17 protein-coding genes are annotated in these 18,680 nt (G+C 70.2%); 15 read left to right on the top strand and 2 right to left on the bottom strand.

The annotated features are described in order from the left end of the window. The first annotated feature begins 5 nt into the window (after window positions 1–5). The 9 genes from cobO to BLW81_RS23940 all read left to right on the top strand — a co-directional run bounded on the left by cobO (window position 6) and on the right by BLW81_RS23940 (window position 11,112). On the top strand, window positions 6–620 hold the full coding sequence (cobO, locus tag BLW81_RS23980; RefSeq protein ID WP_083409349.1) for a cob(I)yrinic acid a,c-diamide adenosyltransferase: 615 nt from the start codon (window positions 6–8) through the stop codon (window positions 618–620). Then, window positions 617–2,002 (top strand): cobyrinic acid a,c-diamide synthase CobB, encoded by a 1,386-nt coding sequence (locus BLW81_RS23975; protein WP_083410777.1) that lies wholly within the window; start codon window positions 617–619, stop codon window positions 2,000–2,002. The genes cobO and BLW81_RS23975 overlap by 4 nt, the downstream gene beginning before the upstream one ends. Window positions 2,003–2,017: 15 nt before the next feature. Then, a complete protein-coding gene (gene cobA / locus BLW81_RS23970) occupies window positions 2,018–3,217 on the top strand; it encodes a uroporphyrinogen-III C-methyltransferase (RefSeq protein ID WP_083409348.1) in 1,200 nt (399 codons plus the stop codon). A 65-nt stretch (window positions 3,218–3,282) separates the two neighbouring features. Beyond that, complete coding sequence (locus tag BLW81_RS23965; RefSeq protein WP_407662355.1) at window positions 3,283–4,830, top strand: MFS transporter; 1,548 nt, start codon at window positions 3,283–3,285, stop codon at window positions 4,828–4,830. Between the two features lie 69 nt (window positions 4,831–4,899). Next, window positions 4,900–6,432, top strand: coding sequence for an MFS transporter (locus tag BLW81_RS23960; protein WP_083409346.1), 1,533 nt, complete (start codon window positions 4,900–4,902; stop codon window positions 6,430–6,432). Between the two features lie 33 nt (window positions 6,433–6,465). Continuing rightward, window positions 6,466–8,205 carry a proline--tRNA ligase gene (locus BLW81_RS23955; RefSeq protein WP_083409345.1) on the top strand — a complete coding sequence of 580 codons (1,740 nt, stop codon included), beginning with the start codon at window positions 6,466–6,468 and terminating at the stop codon, window positions 8,203–8,205. A gap of 13 nt (window positions 8,206–8,218) precedes the next feature. Further along, the gene (locus BLW81_RS23950; protein WP_083409344.1) at window positions 8,219–8,857 is read left to right on the top strand and encodes a TetR/AcrR family transcriptional regulator; all 639 of its coding nucleotides are present in this window, start codon (window positions 8,219–8,221) and stop codon (window positions 8,855–8,857) included. Window positions 8,858–8,969: 112 nt separating this feature from the next. Next, the gene (locus BLW81_RS23945; protein WP_235632078.1) at window positions 8,970–9,950 is read left to right on the top strand and encodes a zinc-binding dehydrogenase; all 981 of its coding nucleotides are present in this window, start codon (window positions 8,970–8,972) and stop codon (window positions 9,948–9,950) included. A gap of 1 nt (window position 9,951) precedes the next feature. Next, window positions 9,952–11,112: a sulfotransferase family protein gene (locus BLW81_RS23940; RefSeq protein WP_173839668.1), complete on the top strand. Its 1,161-nt coding sequence runs from the start codon at window positions 9,952–9,954 to the stop codon at window positions 11,110–11,112. A gap of 6 nt (window positions 11,113–11,118) precedes the next feature. Here BLW81_RS23940 and BLW81_RS23935 read toward each other — a convergent pair whose 3' ends face one another. Both BLW81_RS23935 and BLW81_RS23930 read right to left on the bottom strand, forming a co-directional pair. Next, window positions 11,119–11,589: a ferritin-like domain-containing protein gene (locus BLW81_RS23935; protein WP_083409341.1), complete on the bottom strand. Its 471-nt coding sequence runs from the start codon at window positions 11,587–11,589 to the stop codon at window positions 11,119–11,121. Beyond that, window positions 11,586–12,086 (bottom strand): hypothetical protein, encoded by a 501-nt coding sequence (locus BLW81_RS23930; RefSeq protein ID WP_083409340.1) that lies wholly within the window; start codon window positions 12,084–12,086, stop codon window positions 11,586–11,588. Before BLW81_RS23930 ends, BLW81_RS23935 begins: the two co-directional genes overlap by 4 nt. 158 nt (window positions 12,087–12,244) lie before the next feature. On the opposite strand from BLW81_RS23930, the gene rimP reads away from it, so the two are divergent. The 6 genes from rimP (at window position 12,245) to BLW81_RS23900 (ending at window position 18,665) form a co-directional block, all read left to right on the top strand. Then, on the top strand, window positions 12,245–12,772 hold the full coding sequence (rimP, locus tag BLW81_RS23925; RefSeq protein ID WP_083409339.1) for a ribosome maturation factor RimP: 528 nt from the start codon (window positions 12,245–12,247) through the stop codon (window positions 12,770–12,772). Between the two features lie 3 nt (window positions 12,773–12,775). Then, entirely contained in the window at window positions 12,776–13,843 is a 1,068-nt protein-coding gene (nusA, locus tag BLW81_RS23920) for a transcription termination factor NusA (protein WP_083409338.1), read from the top strand. Further along, window positions 13,794–14,336 carry a YlxR family protein gene (locus BLW81_RS23915; protein WP_407662285.1) on the top strand — a complete coding sequence of 181 codons (543 nt, stop codon included), beginning with the start codon at window positions 13,794–13,796 and terminating at the stop codon, window positions 14,334–14,336. Before nusA ends, BLW81_RS23915 begins: the two co-directional genes overlap by 50 nt. Before the next feature lie 78 nt (window positions 14,337–14,414). Then, complete coding sequence (gene infB / locus BLW81_RS23910; protein ID WP_083409336.1) at window positions 14,415–17,162, top strand: translation initiation factor IF-2; 2,748 nt, start codon at window positions 14,415–14,417, stop codon at window positions 17,160–17,162. A 35-nt stretch (window positions 17,163–17,197) separates the two neighbouring features. Beyond that, window positions 17,198–17,692 (top strand): 30S ribosome-binding factor RbfA, encoded by a 495-nt coding sequence (rbfA, locus tag BLW81_RS23905; protein ID WP_083409335.1) that lies wholly within the window; start codon window positions 17,198–17,200, stop codon window positions 17,690–17,692. Beyond that, window positions 17,667–18,665, top strand: coding sequence for a DHH family phosphoesterase (locus tag BLW81_RS23900; protein ID WP_083409334.1), 999 nt, complete (start codon window positions 17,667–17,669; stop codon window positions 18,663–18,665). Before rbfA ends, BLW81_RS23900 begins: the two co-directional genes overlap by 26 nt. Window positions 18,666–18,680: the final 15 nt, after the last annotated feature.

The following is an 18,680-nucleotide window of genomic DNA, read 5'->3' as shown; positions in this document are numbered from 1 at the left end:
CACCGATGCCGCAGGGCCAACCGCTCACCATCCCCGACGACGGCTTGACCACCCGCGCGCGCCGCAACGCCCCGCTGCTCGCCGTGCACACCGGCGCCGGCAAGGGCAAGTCCACCGCGGCGTTCGGCATGGCGCTGCGGGCGTGGAACCAGGGCTTCGACATCGGCGTGTTCCAGTTCGTCAAGAGCGCGAAGTGGAAGGTCGGCGAGGAGGCGGCGTTCCGCGAACTGGGCAGGCTGCACGACGAACACGGCGTCGGCGGGCCGGTGCAGTGGCACAAGATGGGCTCGGGCTGGTCCTGGTCGCGCAAGCACGGTGACGAAGTCGACCACGCTGCAGCCGCCGCCGAAGGCTGGGCGGAGATCACGCGCCGGCTCGCCGAGCAGCGACACGACTTCTACGTGCTCGACGAGTTCACCTACCCGCTGAAGTGGGGATGGATCGACGTCGACGAGGTGATCGCCACGCTCGCCGGGCGCCCCGGCACCCAGCATGTGGTGATCACCGGCCGCGACGCCCCGCAGGCGCTGCTCGACGCGGCCGACCTGGTGACCGAGATGACGAAGGTCAAACACCCGATGGACGCCGGCCGCAAAGGCCAGAAGGGCATTGAGTGGTGAGCAGGTCGGCGCCCGGTGTGGTGATCGCCGCGCCGGCTTCCGGCAGCGGAAAGACCACCGTTGCAACGGGTCTCATGGGCGCGCTGCGCCGGGCGGGCCGGACCGTCGCGCCGTTCAAGGTCGGCCCTGACTACATCGACCCCGGTTATCACGCCCTCGCGACGCACCGGCCCGGCCGCAACCTCGACCCGGTGTTGCAGGGCGAGTCGCTGATCGGGCCGCTGTACCGGCACGGCAGCCGCGACGCCGACATCGCCGTCATCGAAGGCGTGATGGGCATGTTCGACGGCCGCATCGCCGAGGGCTCGGCGGGCACCGCGTTCGGGTCGACCGCGCACGTGGCGCGGCTGCTCGGCGCGCCGGTCGTCATGGTGGTCGACGCCCGCGGGCAGAGCCACAGCATCGCCGCTCTGCTGCACGGGTTTTCGACGTTCGACACCTCGGTGCGCGTCGCCGGGGTGATCCTCAACCGCGTCGGCTCCCCGCGGCACGAGGAGGTGCTGCGGCAGGCCTGCGAACACGCCGGTGTATCCGTCCTTGGCGCGATCCCGCGGGCCGACGAGTTATCCGTTCCGGCACGGCATCTGGGCTTGGTCACCGCGACCGAGCACGGCGAGCGCGCCCGTGCTGCGGTCGAGGCGATGACCGCGCTCGTCGGTCGCCACGTCGACCTCGTCGCGCTCGCCGCGCTGGCCGACAGCCGGGTGGCCGCCGAACCCTGGTCCGCCGAGGCGGCGACGGACGGCGGCGGTCGCGCGACGGTCGCGCTCGGCGCGGGCAAGGCGTTCACATTCGGCTACCGCGAGCACCGCGAACTGCTCACCGCCGCGGGCGCCGACGTCGTCGACTTCGACCCGCTCACCGACGAGTTGCCCGCCGACACCGCCGCCCTCGTCGTACCCGGAGGTTTCCCCGAGGAGTTCGTCGCCGAGTTGTCGGCCAACGAACCGGTGCGCGCGCAGATCCGAGCACTGGCGGCCACCGGAGCGCCGGTGCACGCCGAATGTGCGGGGCTGACCTACCTGCTCGACGACCTCGACGGCCACCCGATGTGCGGGGTGCTGAAGGGCTCCGCGCGCTTCACCGACCGCCTCACGCTGGGCTACCGCGAGGCCGTCGTCGTCAGCGACTCACCGCTGCACGCCGTGGGTGACCGGGTGATGGGCCACGAATTTCACCGCACCGCAGTTTCTTTCGCCGACAGTTACGCCCCGGCGTGGGTGTTCGCCGGCGGGAACGTCGGCGGCCGGCGCGACGGCGCGGTCGACGGGGGAGTGCACGCGGGGTACCTGCACACCCACCCCGCCGCACACCCCAGGGCGATCGCGCGGTTCGTGGCCGCGGCGGAGTCGCGGTTCAGCACCAGCGGCGGCAACCTCTAAGCTCACCCGGTGAGCATGAGCACCGACGACGCCTACCTGGTCGGCCTGCGGCTGACCGGCAAGCGGGTCGTGGTCGTGGGCGGCGGCAGCGTCGCCCAGCGGCGGCTCCCGCTGCTGGTGGCCAACGGGGCCGACGTGCACGTCATCGCCCGTGAGGCCACCCCGGTCGTCGAGGCGATGGACGGAATCAGCCTGCAGCTTCGGGAGTTTCGCGACGGCGACCTCGAGGACGCCTGGTACGCCATCGCGGCCACCGACGACCCGGCCGTCAACGCCGCGATCGTCGCCGAGGCCGAACGCCGCCGCATCTTCTGTGTGCGCGCCGACGTGGCCCGCGACGGCACCGCGGTGACCCCGGCCACATTCGAGTACGAAGGGCTGTCGGTCGGCGTCCTCGCCGGCGGGGAGCACCGGCGCTCGGCGGCCATCCGCTCGGCCATCCACGAAGCCCTGCAGCAAGGCGTCATCACTGCCGACACGCCGGACGCGGTCGCCAGCGGGGTGGCCCTCGTCGGCGGCGGCCCCGGTGACCCCGAACTGATCACGGTCCGCGGCCGGCGGCTGCTCGCCCGGGCCGACGTCGTTGTCGCCGACCGGCTCGCGCCCCAGGAACTGCTGGCCGAACTGCCGCCGCACGTCGAGGTGATCGACGCCTCGAAGATTCCCTACGGCCGGGCGATGGCGCAGGACGCGATCAACAACGTGCTGATCGACCGCGCCCGCGCGGGCAAGTTCGTCGTCCGGCTCAAGGGTGGGGACCCGTTCGTGTTCGCGCGCGGCTACGAAGAGGTCATCGCGTGCGCCGATGCTGGTGTTCCCGTGACGGTTGTGCCGGGTGTGACCAGCGCCATAGGGGTGCCTGCGCTCGCGGGCGTGCCCGTCACACATCGCCACGTCACGCACGAATTCGTGGTGGTGAGCGGCCATGTGGCGCCGGACCACCCCGAATCGTTAGTGAATTGGGATGCGCTGGCCGCGCTGTCCGGAACCATCGTGTTGCTGATGGCCGTCGAGCGCATCGAACTGTTCGCCCGTGTACTCCTGGACGGCGGCCGACCTGCGGATACTCCGGTGCTCGTCGTGCAGCACGGCACGACGGCCACCGAACGCACTTTGCGGGCATCGCTGACCGACGTCGCGCAGCGCATCAGGGAGGACGGAATCCGCCCGCCCGCGATCATCGTGATCGGCCCCGTGGCAGCTTTCGGCGGTTAAAGGATTCTTAAGATTACTGTAAGGTAACCCGTATGACGGCTCTCAATGACGCAGAGCGTGCAGCCATGCGCCGTGACGCCGAGGGCGGGGCAAATCGGGCGCTACCGGTGCACGTGCATCAGTCTGCGGCAGAGCGAACGGGCAGGTACCCGGCGTGGCTGCCGTCGCGGCGGTTCATCGCCGCGGTCATCGCGATCGGCGGCATGCAGCTGCTCGCGACCATGGACAGCACTGTCGCCATCGTCGCGCTTCCTAAGATTCAGGACGAGCTCAGCCTGTCCGACGCCGGCCGCAGCTGGGTCATCACGGCCTATGTGCTGACGTTCGGCGGCCTGATGCTGCTCGGCGGTCGCCTCGGCGACACGATCGGGCGCAAGCGCACCTTCATCGTCGGCGTCGCGCTGTTCACCATCGCCTCGGTGCTCTGTGGGCTGGCCTGGAACGAGGCCACGCTGGTCATCGCGCGGCTGCTGCAGGGCGTCGGCGCGGCGATCGCGTCGCCGACAGCGCTGGCGCTGATCGCCACCACCTTCCCGAAGGGGCCCGCCCGCAACGCCGCCACCGCGATCTTCGCGGCGATGACCGGTATCGGCTCGGTGATGGGCCTGATCGTCGGCGGCGCACTGACCGAGGTGTCCTGGCGCTGGGCCTTCCTGATCAACGTCCCGATCGGGCTGCTGATGATCCACCTGGCCCGCAAGACGCTGCGCGAGACGCATCGCGAGCGGCTCAAGCTCGACGCCACCGGCGCGCTGCTGGCCACGCTGGGTTGCACCGCCGCGGTGTTCGGCTTCTCGATGGGCCCCGAGCAGGGCTGGCTGTCGCCGCTGACACTCGGTTCCGGCCTCGTCGCCTGCATTGCTCTGTTGGCGTTCCTCTACGTCGAGCGCACTGCCGCCAACCCGGTGATGCCGTTCGACCTGTTCAAGGACCGCAACCGGGTGGCGACGTTCGCGGCGGTCTTCCTGGCCGGCGGCGTGATGTTCACGCTGACCGTGCTGATCGGCCTGTACGTGCAGGACATCATGGGTTACAGCCCGCTGCGCGCCGGTATCGGCTTCATCCCGTTCGTGATCGCCCTCGGCATCGGGCTGGGGCTGTCGTCGCAGCTGGTGCAGATGTTCCCGCCGCGGCTGCTGGTGATCGCCGGCGGTGTGCTGGTGCTCGGCGCGATGATCTACGGCTCCACGCTGGACGCCAACATCCCGTACTTCCCGAACCTGGTGCTGCCCATCACGATCGGTGGTATGGGCATCGGGATGATCGTGGTGCCGCTGATGCTCTCGGCGATCGCGGGGGTGGGCTTCGACCAGATCGGCCCGGTGTCGGCGATCGCGCTCATGCTGCAGAACCTCGGCGGTCCCGTCGTGCTCGCGATCATCCAGGCCGTGATCACCTCGCGCACGCTGTATCTGGGCGGTACCACCGGACCGGTCAGCGACATGAGCGGCCCGCAGCTGCACGCCCTCGACCAGGGCTACACCTATGGCCTGCTGTGGGTCGCCGCCGTCGCGGTGATCGTCGGCTGCGTGTCGCTGTTCATCGGCTACACCGCATCGCAGGTGGCGCACGCGCAGGAAGTCAAGGACGCGATCGACTCCGGAGAGTTGTGATTTCGGTGTAGTTGGTGGCGCCTCGCGCATCCAACTACACCCAAACCACACTCTGTAGGCTGGCAATCCATGTCTGCGGCAGGTGGTTCCCCGGAGTCTCATTCGGACTCGGCGTCGATGGACCGCCCCACGCCGCCCGTGCAACCCCTCGCCAAGTCGGTGCTGGGCCCGGCGATCATCGCGATCACCGGTATGCAGCTGATGTCGACGCTCGACGGCACCATCGTCATCGTCGCGCTGCCGCGGATGCAGGCCGATCTCGGGCTTACCGACGCCAGCAAGAGCTGGGTGATCACCGCCTACGTCCTGGCGTTCGGCGGGCTGCTGCTGCTCGGCGGCCGCGTCGGCGACGCGATCGGGCACAAGCGCGCGTTCCTGTCCGGTGTCGGGGTGTTCACGATCGCCTCGCTGGTGTGCGGGCTGGCGACCGACCCCACCACGCTGATCGTCGCGCGCGCGGTCCAGGGCACCGGGGCGGCCGTCGCCGCACCGACGGGGCTGGCGCTGATCGCGACGACGTACGCCGTCGGGCAGGCGCGCAACCGGGCCTTGGCGATCTCCGCGGCCATGCAGGGCATCGGGTCGGTGCTCGGGCTCGTGCTCGGCGGCGCGCTCACCGTCATCTCGTGGCGGCTGGCGTTCCTGATCAACGTGCCGATCGGCATCGCGATCATCGCGATCGCGGTGTTCAAGCTCGCCGAAACCCACCACGAGCGGCTCAAACTCGACGTCACCGGCGCGCTGCTGGCGACGCTGGGCTGTTCGGCAGCCGTGCTGGTCTTCACGCAGGGCCCGCCGCGCGGCTGGGTCGACCCGCTGGTGATCGGCGCCGCCGTCGCCGCGGCGATCTTCTTCATCAGCTTCCTGCTCGTCGAGCGCACCGCCCAGCACCCGATCGTGCCGTTCTCGGTGTTCGACAACCGCAACCGGGTGATGACGTTCGTCGCGCTGTTCCTCGCCGGCGGGGTGCTGCTGACGCTGACCGTGATGATCGGACTGCTGGTCCAGGACGTGCTCGGCTACTCCGCGCTGCGGGCCGGGATCTGCTTCATCCCGTTCGCGCTCGCGTTCGGGGTGGGCACCGCGGTGGCGGCCCGGCTCGCGCCGCACGTCGCCCCGCGCTGGCTGATCCTGGGCGGCGGGCTGTTCGTGCTCGGCGCGATGCTCTACGGCTCGACGCTGGACCGCAACATCCCGTACTTCCCAGACCTGTTCGCGCCGATCGTGGTCGGCGGCTTCGGCATCGGTGCCATCGCGGTGATCCTGCCGCTGTGCGCGATCGCCGGGGTCGGGCCGGGCGAGATCGGCCCGGTGTCGTCGATCACGCTGATGGTGCAGAACCTCGGCGGCCCCCTGGTGCTCGTCGTCATCCAGGCGGTGCAGACGTCGCGCACGCTGTATCTGGGCGGCACCACCGGCCCGGTCAAGGACATGACCCCGGCCCAGCTCGACGCCCTCGGCCACGGCTACACCTACTCGCTGCTGTGGGTGGCCGGCGTCGCGGTGATCGTCGGGATCGCGGCGTTCTGGATCGGCTTCTCGGCACGCCAGATCGCGACCGCGCAGCACACCCGTGAAGCGGTCGAGGCCGGTGAACTGTAGGCGCCGTACGCGGTATCAGTAAGGTTGTCGGCTGTGATCACCCGCATGTCGGAGCTGTTCCTGCGCACCCTGCGTGACGACCCGGCCGACGCCGAAGTGCCCAGCCACAAACTGCTGATCCGCGCCGGCTACGTTCGCCCGGTCGGACCCGGCCTGTACAGCTGGCTGCCGCTGGGGCTGCGGGTGTTGCGCAAGATCGAGAACGTCGTGCGCGAGGAGATGACCGGCATCGGCGGCCAGGAGATCCTGTTCCCGGCGCTGCTGCCGCGTGCGCCCTACGAGGCGACCAACCGCTGGACCGAGTACGGCGACAACCTGTTCCGCCTGCAGGACCGCCGCCGCAACGACTATCTGCTCGGGCCCACCCACGAGGAGCTCTTCACGCTCACCGTGAAGGGGGAGTACAGCAGCTACAAGGACTTTCCGCTGCTGCTGTTCCAGATCCAGACCAAGTACCGCGACGAGGCCCGGCCGCGCGCCGGCATCCTGCGCGGGCGCGAGTTCGTCATGAAGGACTCGTATTCGTTCGATGTCGACGACGACGGCCTGCGCGCGGCCTACGCCAAGCACCGCGACGCCTACCAACGGATCTTCGACCGTCTCGGGGTCCGCTACGTCATCGTCTCGGCGGTGTCCGGCGCCATGGGCGGCAGCGCGTCCGAGGAGTTCCTCGCCGAAAGCGACATCGGCGAGGACACGTTCGTGCGCTGCCTGGAGTCCGGATACGCCGCCAACGTCGAGGCGGTGACGACGGCGGTGCCCGACCCGCTGCCGATCGAGGGCCAGCCCGAAGCCAAGGTCTACGACACCCCCGGCACCCCGACCATCGCCACGCTCGTCGACTGGGCCAACGCCACGCTCGATCGCACCGTCACCGCCGCCGACACCCTCAAGAACGTGATGCTCAAGACCCGCCTGCCCGGCGGCGACTGGGAGCTGCTGGGCATCGGCGTGCCCGGTGACCGCGAGGTCGACGACAAACGGCTGGAAGCGGCGCTGGAACCGGCCGAGTACGCGCTGCTCGACGACGCCGACTTCGCCCGGCACCCGTTCCTCGCCAAGGGCTACATCGGTCCGAAAGCGTTGCTGGCCAACGGTGTCCGCTATCTCGTCGACCCGCGGGTGGTCGACGGCACCGCGTGGATCACCGGCGCCGACGAGCCCGGCAAGCACGTGGTCGGCCTCGTCGCGGGGCGCGACTTCGTCGCCGACGGCACGATCGAGGCCGCCCAGGTCCGCGACGGTGACCCGTCGCCGGACGGGGCCGGGCCGCTGGTCAGCGCCCGCGGCATCGAGATCGGCCACATCTTCCAGCTGGGCCGCAAGTACACCGACGCATTCGAGGTCGACGTGCTCGGCGAGAACGGCAAGCCGGTGCGCCTGACCATGGGCTCGTACGGCATCGGGGTGTCGCGGCTGGCCGCGGTCATCGCCGAACAACAGCACGACGAACTCGGGCTGCGCTGGCCGGCGTCGGTGGCGCCGTTCGACGTCCACGTGGTGATCGCGAACAAGGACGCGGCCGCGCGCAGCGGAGCCGAGGAGTTGGCCGCGACGCTCGACCGCGACGGGTTCGAGGTGCTGCTCGACGACCGCACCGCCTCGCCGGGGGTGAAATTCAAGGACGCCGAACTGCTCGGTGTGCCGTGGGTGGTGGTCGTCGGCCGCGGTTGGGCCGACGGCGTGGTGGAACTGCGCAACCGGTTCACCGGCGACAAGCGCGAGATCCCCGTCGACGGGGCGGCCGCCGAGATCGCCACGAACCTGCGGTAGCGGTACTCCGACCGTGCCGCCGGACGCGTCGAAGACCCGCGACAAGCTGCTCGACTGCGCGGCCCGCGCCTTCGCCCGCGACGGGGTGTTCAACGCGTCGTTGATCGACATCACCCGGCAGGCCGGACAACGCAACCGCGCCGCGCTGCGCTACCACTTCGGCTCCCGCGACGGCATCCTGTGCGCGGTGATCGACCGGCACGCCGACTTCCTCGCGCGCCGCGAACGCGACCTGCTCGACGTCGCGCTGGCCACCCGCGACGACGAGCTGGCCCCGGTCCTGGAAGCGATCGTCCGGCCCGCCGCGGAACTGGCCGACAGCGGATGGCGGGGACGCTGTTGTCTGCTCATCATCGCCGAGCTGACCGGTGAGGACATGGCGTCCTACAGTGCCGAGCTGCAGGCGGTGCTCACCCGTACCGGCGGCCACGACGTCTACGAATTGCTCACGGCGCGAACGCAACACCTCGACGACGCCCTGCGGACCGAACGGTTCTCGCTGCTGGTGATGTTCATCCTGCGCGCCATCGCCGACCGCGCCCGGCTGCTGGAGCGTCGAGGGCGCCGCAGCCGTCCGCAACTGGACTACGAGCCCTTCGTGCAGAACCTCATCGCCATGGCGACCGCCGCGATGAACGCGCCGTTGACATAAGCAGACCTGCTTACTACCGTTACCGCTGCCGGAGGGTCCGCGCGGTCGGGGGGTCTCAGCGTTGAGGGCAGTTCAGGTCATGCGCCACGGCGAACCCACCGAAGTGCTTGCCGTGCAAAATGTTCCGGAACCCGACGTCGGCCCTGGCGAGGTTCGCATCGCGGTGACCGCGGCCTCGCTGAACTTCGGTGACATCGCCAGGTGTCGGGGCACCGTCGCCAGCGTCATGGGTGAGCCGCCGTTCACGATCGGCATGGACGTTTGCGGCGTCGTCGACCGCGCCGGTGACGGCGCCGACGAGTGGCTCGGCCGCCGTGTCGTCGCGATGACCAAACAGTCTCTCGGCGGGATCGCCGAGTGCGCGATCGCGCCGGCGGCGTCGGTGTTCGAGGCGCCGCCCGAACTCGACGACGCCGAGGCCGCCGCATTCACCCTGCCGTTTCACGTCGGCTATCTCGCGCTGTGCCGGCGGGCGCGGCTGTCGGCGGGGGAGCGACTGCTGGTCGTCGGCGGCGCCAGCGCGGTCGGCACGGCGGCCATCCAACTCGGTGTCGCCCTGGGCGCCGACGTCCTCGCCGTCGCCGGGGGCGCCGAAAAGGTGCGTGTCTGCGAGGAACTCGGCGCGACGGGCATCGACCACACCGCCGCCGACCTGTTCGACGCCGTCCTCGCCCACACGGACGGACACGGCGCCGATGTCGCGTTCGACGTGGTCGGAGGGCAACGCACAGAGGAGATCTGGACATGCCTGGCCCGGGAGGGCCGATATCTGCCCGTCGGGTTCAACGACGATCCGCAGTCCGGCCTGACCGGGCGCCCACTGCGCAAGGCGTCGATGGCCAACATCTCGGTGCTCGGGGTGATCCTCGCCTACGGCGAACTGCCCAAGGAATTCCGCAGATTCGGGCTCAACTTCTTCCCCGCCGAGGTAGGCCGCGAGGTACACCGCGCACTGTGCGATTTCGTCGCCTCCGGGGCGATCCGGCCCGTGATCGGGCGCCGGATCACGATGGATGAGGTGGCCGACGCCCTGCACGCCCACCAGAACCGGCGCACGACCGGGCGCACGGTCGTCGCGATCGGGCACGAATAACATGGCGACCTTCGATGCCGACGAGATCATGGCCGGCGCCGCCGATCTCGCCGGGCTGGACGACTTCGGGCCGTCCGACTTCTACGACGGGCTCACCGCGCTGTGCGCGTCGGCCGGCACGGAAGCGCAGCTCAACGACCTCGGTGTGATGGCCGTGGAGCAGAACATGATCGGCGGACTGGCCAACCGGCTGAAGGTGACCGACTGGCTCCGTCGTCATCCCGCAGCCGCGGCAGAGACCATCGAGGCGCCGCTGGTGGTCGTCGGATTGTTCCGCGCCGGAACGACATTCATCAGCGAACTGTTCGACCAGGATCCTGCCAACCGGTCACTGCTGCGCTGGGAAGCCGCCGACAGCGTGCCGCCGGCGTCTGCTGAGACACTGCGGACGGGCCCGCGGGTCGACGCCGCTGCTGCGGCCATCGACATGCTCGAATCGCTGAACCCGAAGATCAAGGTGGTCCACCACGAGGACGCCGCGGGGCCCACCGAATGCCTGACCCTGCTGGGGCAGGACTTCAAGAGCCTGACCTGGGAGGCCATCGCGAACGTGCCGAGCTACAGCGACTGGCTGCTCGGCGCCGACCACCGCTCGGCGTACGCCTATCACCGGCAGGTGCTACAGGTGCTGCAGAGCAACGGCGCACGCGGACACTGGACGCTGAAGAGCCCGCAGCACGCGATCGCGCTGGACGCGTTGACCGCCGTCTATCCCGACGCCCATCTCGTCGTCCTGCACCGCGACCCCGTCGTGCTGTGCGCGTCGGCGTGCAGCCTGCTGTCCACCCTGACCGGGACCTTCAGCGACGCCGACCACACCACCTACATCGCCGAACACTGGACCGGGATGCTGGAAACGTCGATCGACCGGATCGAGGCGTTCCGCCGCGCGAATCCGGGCCGGGCGATCATCGACGTGCAGTACGCCGATCTGGTCACCAACCCGGTGGGCACCGTCGAGCGGATCTACGCCGACTGCGGCCGGGACCTCTCGCCGCAGGCGCGCCGGGCCATCTGCGACTACGTCGACGCACATCCCCGCGGCCGCTTCGGCGCCCACCGCTACCGACTCGAGGACTACGGACTGCACGCGGACCGGATCCGGGACCGGTTCAGCGGGTACGTCGAGCGCTACGACGTGCCGGCCGAGACCGCGTCCTGAGTGCGGCTACTCATTACCGCCGGGGAACGCGACGGTCACCGGTTTGGTGCCCAGCACCTGCGTCCACCGCGCGGCCGCGACCGCGCACTGCGTCAACGCCGCGACGCCGAACGCGCGGTCCTGCTCAGTGGTGGCCTGCTCGACCACGGCACGCCAAGCCACGGCCGCGTCCTCCTCCATGCGCACCGCGAGCTTGGCGGCGTCGGTCGGGGTGTCGACCTGCATCGGCAACTGGTAACCCGCTGCCGGCAACGGTCCCGCGATCGAGCGTTCCTCGAGCTTGGCCAGCCCGGCCTCACGTCGGTCGCGGTGCTCGGCCATGGATTTCGACACCAGGTAGTTGTCTTCGGGATTCGAGTGCGCCGAGACGATCCCGTATCCGTAGATGGTCGCGTGCTCGACGGCGATCGCGTCGTAGAGGGCGCCGTCGGCCGGATCGGACGGGCGGGTCGGTGTCGATGGTTCCGGCGACGTCATCGCGGCTTCCTCGGCGCGGGCAGGGCCACGGTGTAGGCGGCGGTGCAGGCGGCGGCGATCGAGGCCAGCAGACCCGCCCGGTAACCCGACAATTTGGCGGCCAGTTCGGCCGCGCTGTCGGCCGAGGCCCGCAGCGCGTTGGCGGCGTCCGCGACGGTGGGGGCCTTGGCCACCTCGGCCGTGGTGCTCGTCGCTGTCGTGGTCGGGGCGGCGTCGCCGCGCAGCCGGACCAGCTCGTCCGACAGCGCCTGGGCGTGGGCCGCCCGCTCGGCGGCGATGGCGGTCAACGCCTGCGCGACCGGGCCGCGTTCCTCGGCGGCGGCATCGGTGGCCAGCTGACTGTCGGTTCGGGCCCGCTCGAGCTGGGCGGCGAGCTCGTCGACCTCAGGCGGTTGCGGCGGGGTGCCACACGCCGCCGAAACGGTTCCGACCAGGGCCAATACCGCCGCCGAAGCCAACACGCGTCGCCTGCTGAGGGTCGGCGGGGGGCTCGGCACGAGGCATATCTTGCCATTAGCGGCGATGTGCACGTCGGGTGCTCGTTTGGCGATTGCGACCGTCGTCCTGGCGTATCGTGGGGTGTCGGTTCCAGGTTGGTGCCCAGGTTGTTGCCGTGGGGAATCGTGTCCGGACAACTCAAGACGAGGAGCTCGCCGTGACGGAGCGTTCTGCGGGATTGCCGTCGCAGACGGAGGTAATCGAGCTACTCAGCGGTGATTTCGCGCGCGCGGGTTACGACATCGAAGACGTGGTCATCGACGCCGCCGCGCGCCCGCCGCGCATCACGGTCGTCGCCGACGGCGACGAGGGCCTGGACCTCGACACGATCGCCGAACTGTCCCGGTCGGCGTCGGCGGCGCTCGACGCGGTCGACGCCCAGGCCGCGCCCTATGTCCTGGAAGTCACCTCGCCGGGCGTGGACCGCCCGTTGACCACCGAGAAGCACTACCGCCGCGCGCGGGGCCGCAAAGTCGAGCTGACACTGTCCGACGGTACCCAGCTGACCGGCCGCATCGGCGAAACCGTCGGCGCCACCGTGCGTTTGGTGGTCCGCGAAGGGCGCGCGTTCACCGTCCGCGAGATTCCGCTGGACGGCATTGTCAAAGCCGTTGTGCAAGTTGAATTTTCGCCTCCCAATCCGCGAGAGCTGGAGCTGGTCGGCCAATCCGGGAAGGGGGATTGACGCATGAACATCGACATGGCAGCACTGCACGCCATCGAGGTGGACCGGGGCATCCCGGTCGGCGAACTCGTCGAGACCATCAAATCGGCGCTGCTGACCGCCTATCGGCACACCGAGGGGCACACCGCCGAGGCCCGCATCGAGATCGACCGCAAGACCGGCGAGGTCAAGGTGATGGCCGCCGAGGTCGACGAGGACGGCAACGTCATCACCGAGTGGGACGACACCCCAGAGGGATTCGGTCGCGTCGCCGCCACCACCGCGCGCCAGGTGATGTTGCAGCGGTTCCGCGACGCGGAGAACGAGAAGACCTACGGCGAGTTCTCGGCCCGCGAAGGCGACATCGTCGGCGGGGTGATCCAGCGCGACGCCCGCGCCAATGCCCGCGGTCTCGTGGTGGTCCGGATGGGCAGCGAGACCAAGGGATCGGAGGGCGTCATCCCCGCCGCCGAGCAGGTGCCCGGCGAGCGTTACGAACACGGCGACCGGTTGCGCTGCTACGTCGTCGGCGTCACCCGCGGTGCCCGGGAGCCGCTGATCACACTGTCGCGCACGCATCCCAACCTGGTGCGCAAGCTGTTCTCGTTGGAGGTGCCCGAGATCGCCGAAGGCTCCGTCGACATCGTCGCGGTCGCCCGCGAGGCCGGGCACCGCTCGAAGATCGCGGTCACCTCGCGGGTGCCCGGGCTCAACGCCAAGGGCGCCTGCATCGGCCCGATGGGTCAGCGGGTGCGCAACGTGATGAGCGAGCTGTCAGGGGAGAAGATCGACATCATCGACTACGACCCCGACCCGGCCAAGTTCGTCGCCAACGCGCTGTCGCCGGCGAAGGTGGTCTCGGTGACGGTCATCGACGAGGCCGCCCGCGCCGCGCGGGTGGTGGTGCCCGACTTCCAGCTGTCGCTGGCGATCGGCAAGGAGGGGCAGAACGCCCGGCTGGCCGCCCGGCTCACCGGTTGGCGCATCGACATCCGCAGCGACGCCAGCCCCGCGGAGGGGGGCGCGGACACCGGCGCGGAGCGTGGCGGAACCGGTCACGGGGCCGCGCGCGGCGCGGTACACGACCGGTAGCGCAGCGGGGGAGCCACGCCGGGCGCGACGCCGGCGGCGCTTCCCACGCCGACCAGCACAGCCATTTCAAATACGAGCGACGGTGACGGTAGACTCAGCGGTGATCCAGCGCGAGACTTCGGCTTCAGCGCAACGACGCAGCCCCGACGGACCTGTCGGACCGGTGCGGACCTGCGTGGGTTGTCGGAAACGAGAGCTGGCCGTCGAATTGCTTCGGGTAGTCGCTGTCGACAACGTCGACGGAGCTGGGAATCCTCTCAGGGCCGTGACCGTTGACCCAGCGGGAAAGCTGCCGGGGCGGGGCGCATGGTTGCATCCCACCCCTCAGTGCCTCGAAGCGGCCATCCGGCGGCGAGCATTCGGTCGAGCGTTGCGCATCACCGGTTCACCGGACGTATCCGCGGTGATCGAGTACGTCGGCACTGACCACAGTGCGGACATGCCCGGCCCCACTGCAACAGAACAGGTAGCGAAGAACATGAGCACACCGTGAAGTCCCGATGACCATGCGTCATAGCTAAACCGAGGCGCGGCGCCTACCACCGCTGACGCCTCTAGAGATGGAGATGTAGTGGCAGGTAAGGCCCGTGTACACGAGTTGGCCAAGGAACTCGGTGTCACCAGTAAGGAAGTTCTCGCTCGTCTGAGCGAACAGGGCGAATTCGTCAAATCCGCGTCCTCCACGGTGGAGGCCCCGGTCGCGCGGCGGTTGCGCGAGTCGTTCGGCGGCGGCAAGGCTGCCCCCGAGAAGGCCAAATCCGCAGGTAACGGCGCGTCGGCTCCGGCTCCGGCCGCACCGGCGGGCCCGTCGCCGGCCGCCGCGGCCGCCAAGGCCCCCGCCGCGACTCCCAAGGCACCCGAACCGGCACCCCCGGCGCCCAAGCCGGCGGCTCCGGCTCCCCAGGCCACGCCGGCGGCGCCCCCGCCCGCCGCGGCCGCTCCTCCTGCCGCGCCCGCCGCACCGGCGGCCCGTCCCGGACCGACACCAGGCCCGCGGCCCGGCCCGTCGCCGAGCGCGCCGAAGCCGGCGCCGCGCGCGCCCAGGGTCGGCAACAACCCGTTCTCGTCGCAGCAGCCGGTGGACCGGCCGATGCCCCGTCCGCAGGCTCCTCGCCCCGGCGCGCCGCGTCCCGGCGCCCCGCGCCCCGGCGGCGCGTCACCCGGCAACATGCCGCCGCGCCCGCCCGGTGCGCGCCCCGGCGCCATGGGGCGTCCCGGCGGTCCGCGTCCCGGTCCTGGCGGCCGCGGTCCCGGTGCCGGCGGCGGCCGTCCCGGTGGTCCCGGTGGCGGTGGCGGCGGCGGTAACTACCGCGGCGGCGGCGCCGGTGGTGGCGCTCCCGCTGGTGGCGGCGGCTATCGCGGTCGTCCCGGCGGCGGTGGCCGTCCGGGCCAGCGCGGCGGTGCCGCGGGTGCGTTCGGCCGTCCCGGCGGTGCACCCAAGCGCGGTCGCAAGTCGAAGCGCGCGAAAAGGGCCGAATACGAGAACATGCAGGCCCCGGTCGTCGGTGGCGTGCGGTTGCCGCACGGCAACGGCGAGACCATCCGGTTGGCCCGCGGCGCATCGCTGTCGGACTTCGCCGAGAAGATCGACGCGAACCCCGCCTCGCTGGTGCAGGCGCTGTTCAACCTCGGTGAGATGGTGACGGCCACGCAGTCCGTCGGCGACGACACCCTCGAACTGCTCGGCAGCGAGATGAACTACAAGGTTCAGGTCGTCTCGCCGGAGGACGAGGACCGCGAGCTGCTGCAGTCGTTTGACCTGACCTACGGCGAGGACGAGGGCGACGAGGACGACCTCGAGTTCCGCCCGCCGGTGGTCACCGTCATGGGTCACGTCGACCACGGCAAGACCCGACTGCTGGACACGATCCGCAACGCCACCGTCCGCGAGGGCGAGGCCGGCGGCATCACCCAGCACATCGGTGCCTACCAGGTGACCGTCGACCTCGACGGCAACGAGCGCCCGATCACCTTCATCGACACCCCGGGTCACGAGGCGTTCACCGCCATGCGTGCCCGCGGCGCGAAGGCCACCGACATCGCGATCCTGGTGGTCGCCGCCGACGACGGTGTGATGCCGCAGACGGTGGAGGCGGTCAACCACGCGCAGGCTGCCGACGTGCCGATCGTGGTGGCGGTCAACAAGATCGACAAGGAAGGCGCCGACCCGTCGAAGATCCGCGGGCAGCTCACCGAATACGGCCTGGTGCCCGAGGAGTACGGCGGCGAGACGATGTTCGTCGACATCTCCGCCAAGCAGGGCACCAACATCGAGGCGCTGCTGGAGGCGGTCGTGCTGACCGCCGACGCGTCGCTGGACCTGCGGGCCAACCCCGACATGGAGGCCCAGGGTGTCGCGATCGAGGCGCACCTCGACCGCGGCCGCGGGCCGGTGGCGACCGTGCTCATCCAGCGCGGCACGCTGCGGGTCGGCGACTCGGTGGTGGCCGGCGACGCCTACGGCCGCGTCCGCCGCATGGTCGACGAGCACGGCGAGGACGTCGAGGAGGCGCTGCCGTCGCGGCCGGTGCAGGTCATCGGCTTCACGTCGGTGCCCGGTGCCGGTGACAACTTCCTCGTCGTCGACGAGGACCGCATCGCCCGCCAGATCGCCGACCGGCGCAGCGCGCGCAAGCGCAACGCGCTGGCCGCCCGCAGCCGCAAGCGGATCAGCCTGGAGGACCTGGATTCGGCGCTGAAGGAAACCAGCCAGCTGAACCTGATCCTCAAGGGCGACAACGCCGGTACGGTCGAGGCGCTCGAGGAGGCCCTGCTGGGCATCCAGGTCGACGACGAGGTCGAACTGCGGGTCATCGACCGCGGCGTCGGCGGCGTCACCGAGACCAACGTCAACCTGGCGTCGGCGTCGGATGCGATCATCATCGGCTTCAACGTCCGCGCGGAGGGCAAGGCCACCGAGCTGGCCAACCGCGAGGGTGTGGAGATCCGCTACTACTCGATCATCTACCAGGCGATCGACGAGATCGAAGCGGCGCTCAAGGGCATGCTCAAGCCGATCTACGAGGAGAAGGAACTCGGCCGGGCCGAGATCCGGGCGATCTTCCGGTCGTCGAAGGTCGGCAACATCGCCGGCTGCCTCGTGCAGTCCGGGATCATGCGGCGCAACGCCAAGGCGCGGTTGCTGCGTGACAACGTCGTGGTGGCCGAGAACCTCACGGTGTCGTCGCTGCGTCGGGAGAAGGACGACGTCACCGAGGTCCGCGAGGGCTACGAGTGCGGTCTGACCCTGACGTACTCCGACATCAAGGAAGGCGACGTCATCGAGACGTACGAGCTGGTCGAGAAGGCACGGACCTAGCCGCCTGATGAACGCAGTGAAGAAGGCAATCTGACATGGCTGACCCCGCACGGGCGAAGCGGCTGGCCAAGCGCATCTCCACCATCGTGGCGTCGGCGATCGAGTACGAGATCAAGGATCCGCGGCTGGCCGGTGTGACGATCACCGACGCCAAGGTCACCAACGATCTGCACGACGCGACGCTGTACTACACGGTGATGGGGTCGTCGCTGTCCGACGAACCCGATTACGAGGGCGCCGCAGCCGCGCTCGAGAAGGCGAAGGGCGTGCTCCGGTCGAAGGCTGGGGCCAGCCTGGGCGTGCGGTTCACCCCGACGTTGGCGTTCGAGCGCGACACCGTGCCCGACGCCGCCGTCAAGATGGAGGAGCTGCTCGCCCGGGCGCGCGCCGCGGATGAGGATTTGGCGAGAGTCCGCGCAGGCGCCAAGCACGCGGGGGATGCGGACCCGTACCGTGTCAGTGAGGGTGAAAGCTCTGGGGGGCTTGACGACTCTGAGGACATCGGTGACCGCGATAGACAAGACGACTGAAGCCCTGGAACTGGGCGACCGGGTCGACGCCCAGGGTGCTGCGAGCCTGCTCTCGTCGGCCGCCTCGGTCAGCGTCGTCTGCCATGTCTATCCCGACGCCGACACCATCGGCGCCGGGTTGGCGCTCGGGTTGGTGCTCGATCAGGCCGGCAAGAGCGTCCAGGTCAGCTTCGCCGCGCCGGCGTCGCTGCCCGAGTCGTTGCAGTCGCTACCCGGCGGGCACCTGCTCGTCGATCCCGCCGAGATGCGGCGTGAGGCCGACCTCGTCGTCACCGTCGACATCCCGAGCGTGAACCGGCTGGGCGCCCTGCGCGAGCTCGCCGAACCGCCGCGCGAGGTGCTGGTGATCGACCACCACGCCTCGAACCAGCTGTTCGGCACCGCGAACTACGTCGACGCGTCGGCCGATTCGACCACGATGCTGGTGGCCGACCTCCTCGACGCGTGGGGCAAGCCGATCGACATCGGCGTCGCGCACTGCCTGTACGCGGGGCTGACCACCGACACCGGCTCGTTCCGCTGGGCCACGCCGCGCGCGCACCGGCTCGCGGCGCGGCTGGTCGAACTCGGAGTCGACAACGCGGCCATCAGCCGCACGCTGCTCGACACCCACCCGTTCGCCTGGTTGCCGATGCTGTCGCGGGTGCTGGCGTCGGCGCACCTGGTGCCCGACGCTGTCGACGGCCGCGGGCTGGTCTACGCGGTGGTCGATCATCCGGAATGGGCGAAGGCCCGGCCCGAGGAGGTCGAGAGCATCGTCGACATCGTGCGCACCACCCAGCAGGCCGAAGTGGCCGCGGTGTTCAAGGAGATCGAGCCGGGGCACTGGTCGGTGTCGATGCGGGCGAAGTCGTTCGACCTGTCGCCGATCGCGAGCGGATTCGGCGGCGGCGGGCACCGGCTGGCCGCCGGATACTCGGCCACCGGCTCCGCCGACGACGTGGTGACCGCGCTGCGCACCGCTCTTGGCTGACGGAGTCAGCGGGCG

Origin of the sequence: Mycolicibacterium rutilum (assembly GCF_900108565.1) — a bacterium.
Classification (GTDB): domain Bacteria; phylum Actinomycetota; class Actinomycetes; order Mycobacteriales; family Mycobacteriaceae; genus Mycobacterium; species Mycobacterium rutilum.
The sequence above is the reverse complement of the archived record's forward strand: the minus strand, read 5'-3'. Positions and strand labels throughout refer to the sequence as shown.

What these genes read in the sequence shown, in the direction of transcription:
- cobO (WP_083409349.1), top strand. Translation starts at nt 6, where the DNA reads ATGCCGCAGGGCCAACCGCTCACCATCCCCGACGACGGCTTGACCACC.
- cobA (WP_083409348.1), top strand. Translation starts at nt 2,018, where the DNA reads ATGAGCACCGACGACGCCTACCTGGTCGGCCTGCGGCTGACCGGCAAG.
- BLW81_RS23965 (WP_407662355.1), top strand. Translation starts at nt 3,283, where the DNA reads ATGCGCCGTGACGCCGAGGGCGGGGCAAATCGGGCGCTACCGGTGCAC.
- BLW81_RS23960 (WP_083409346.1), top strand. Translation starts at nt 4,900, where the DNA reads ATGTCTGCGGCAGGTGGTTCCCCGGAGTCTCATTCGGACTCGGCGTCG.
- BLW81_RS23940 (WP_173839668.1), top strand. Translation starts at nt 9,952, where the DNA reads ATGGCGACCTTCGATGCCGACGAGATCATGGCCGGCGCCGCCGATCTC.
- BLW81_RS23935 (WP_083409341.1), bottom strand. Translation starts at nt 11,589, where the DNA reads ATGACGTCGCCGGAACCATCGACACCGACCCGCCCGTCCGATCCGGCC.
- nusA (WP_083409338.1), top strand. Translation starts at nt 12,776, where the DNA reads ATGAACATCGACATGGCAGCACTGCACGCCATCGAGGTGGACCGGGGC.
- rbfA (WP_083409335.1), top strand. Translation starts at nt 17,198, where the DNA reads ATGGCTGACCCCGCACGGGCGAAGCGGCTGGCCAAGCGCATCTCCACC.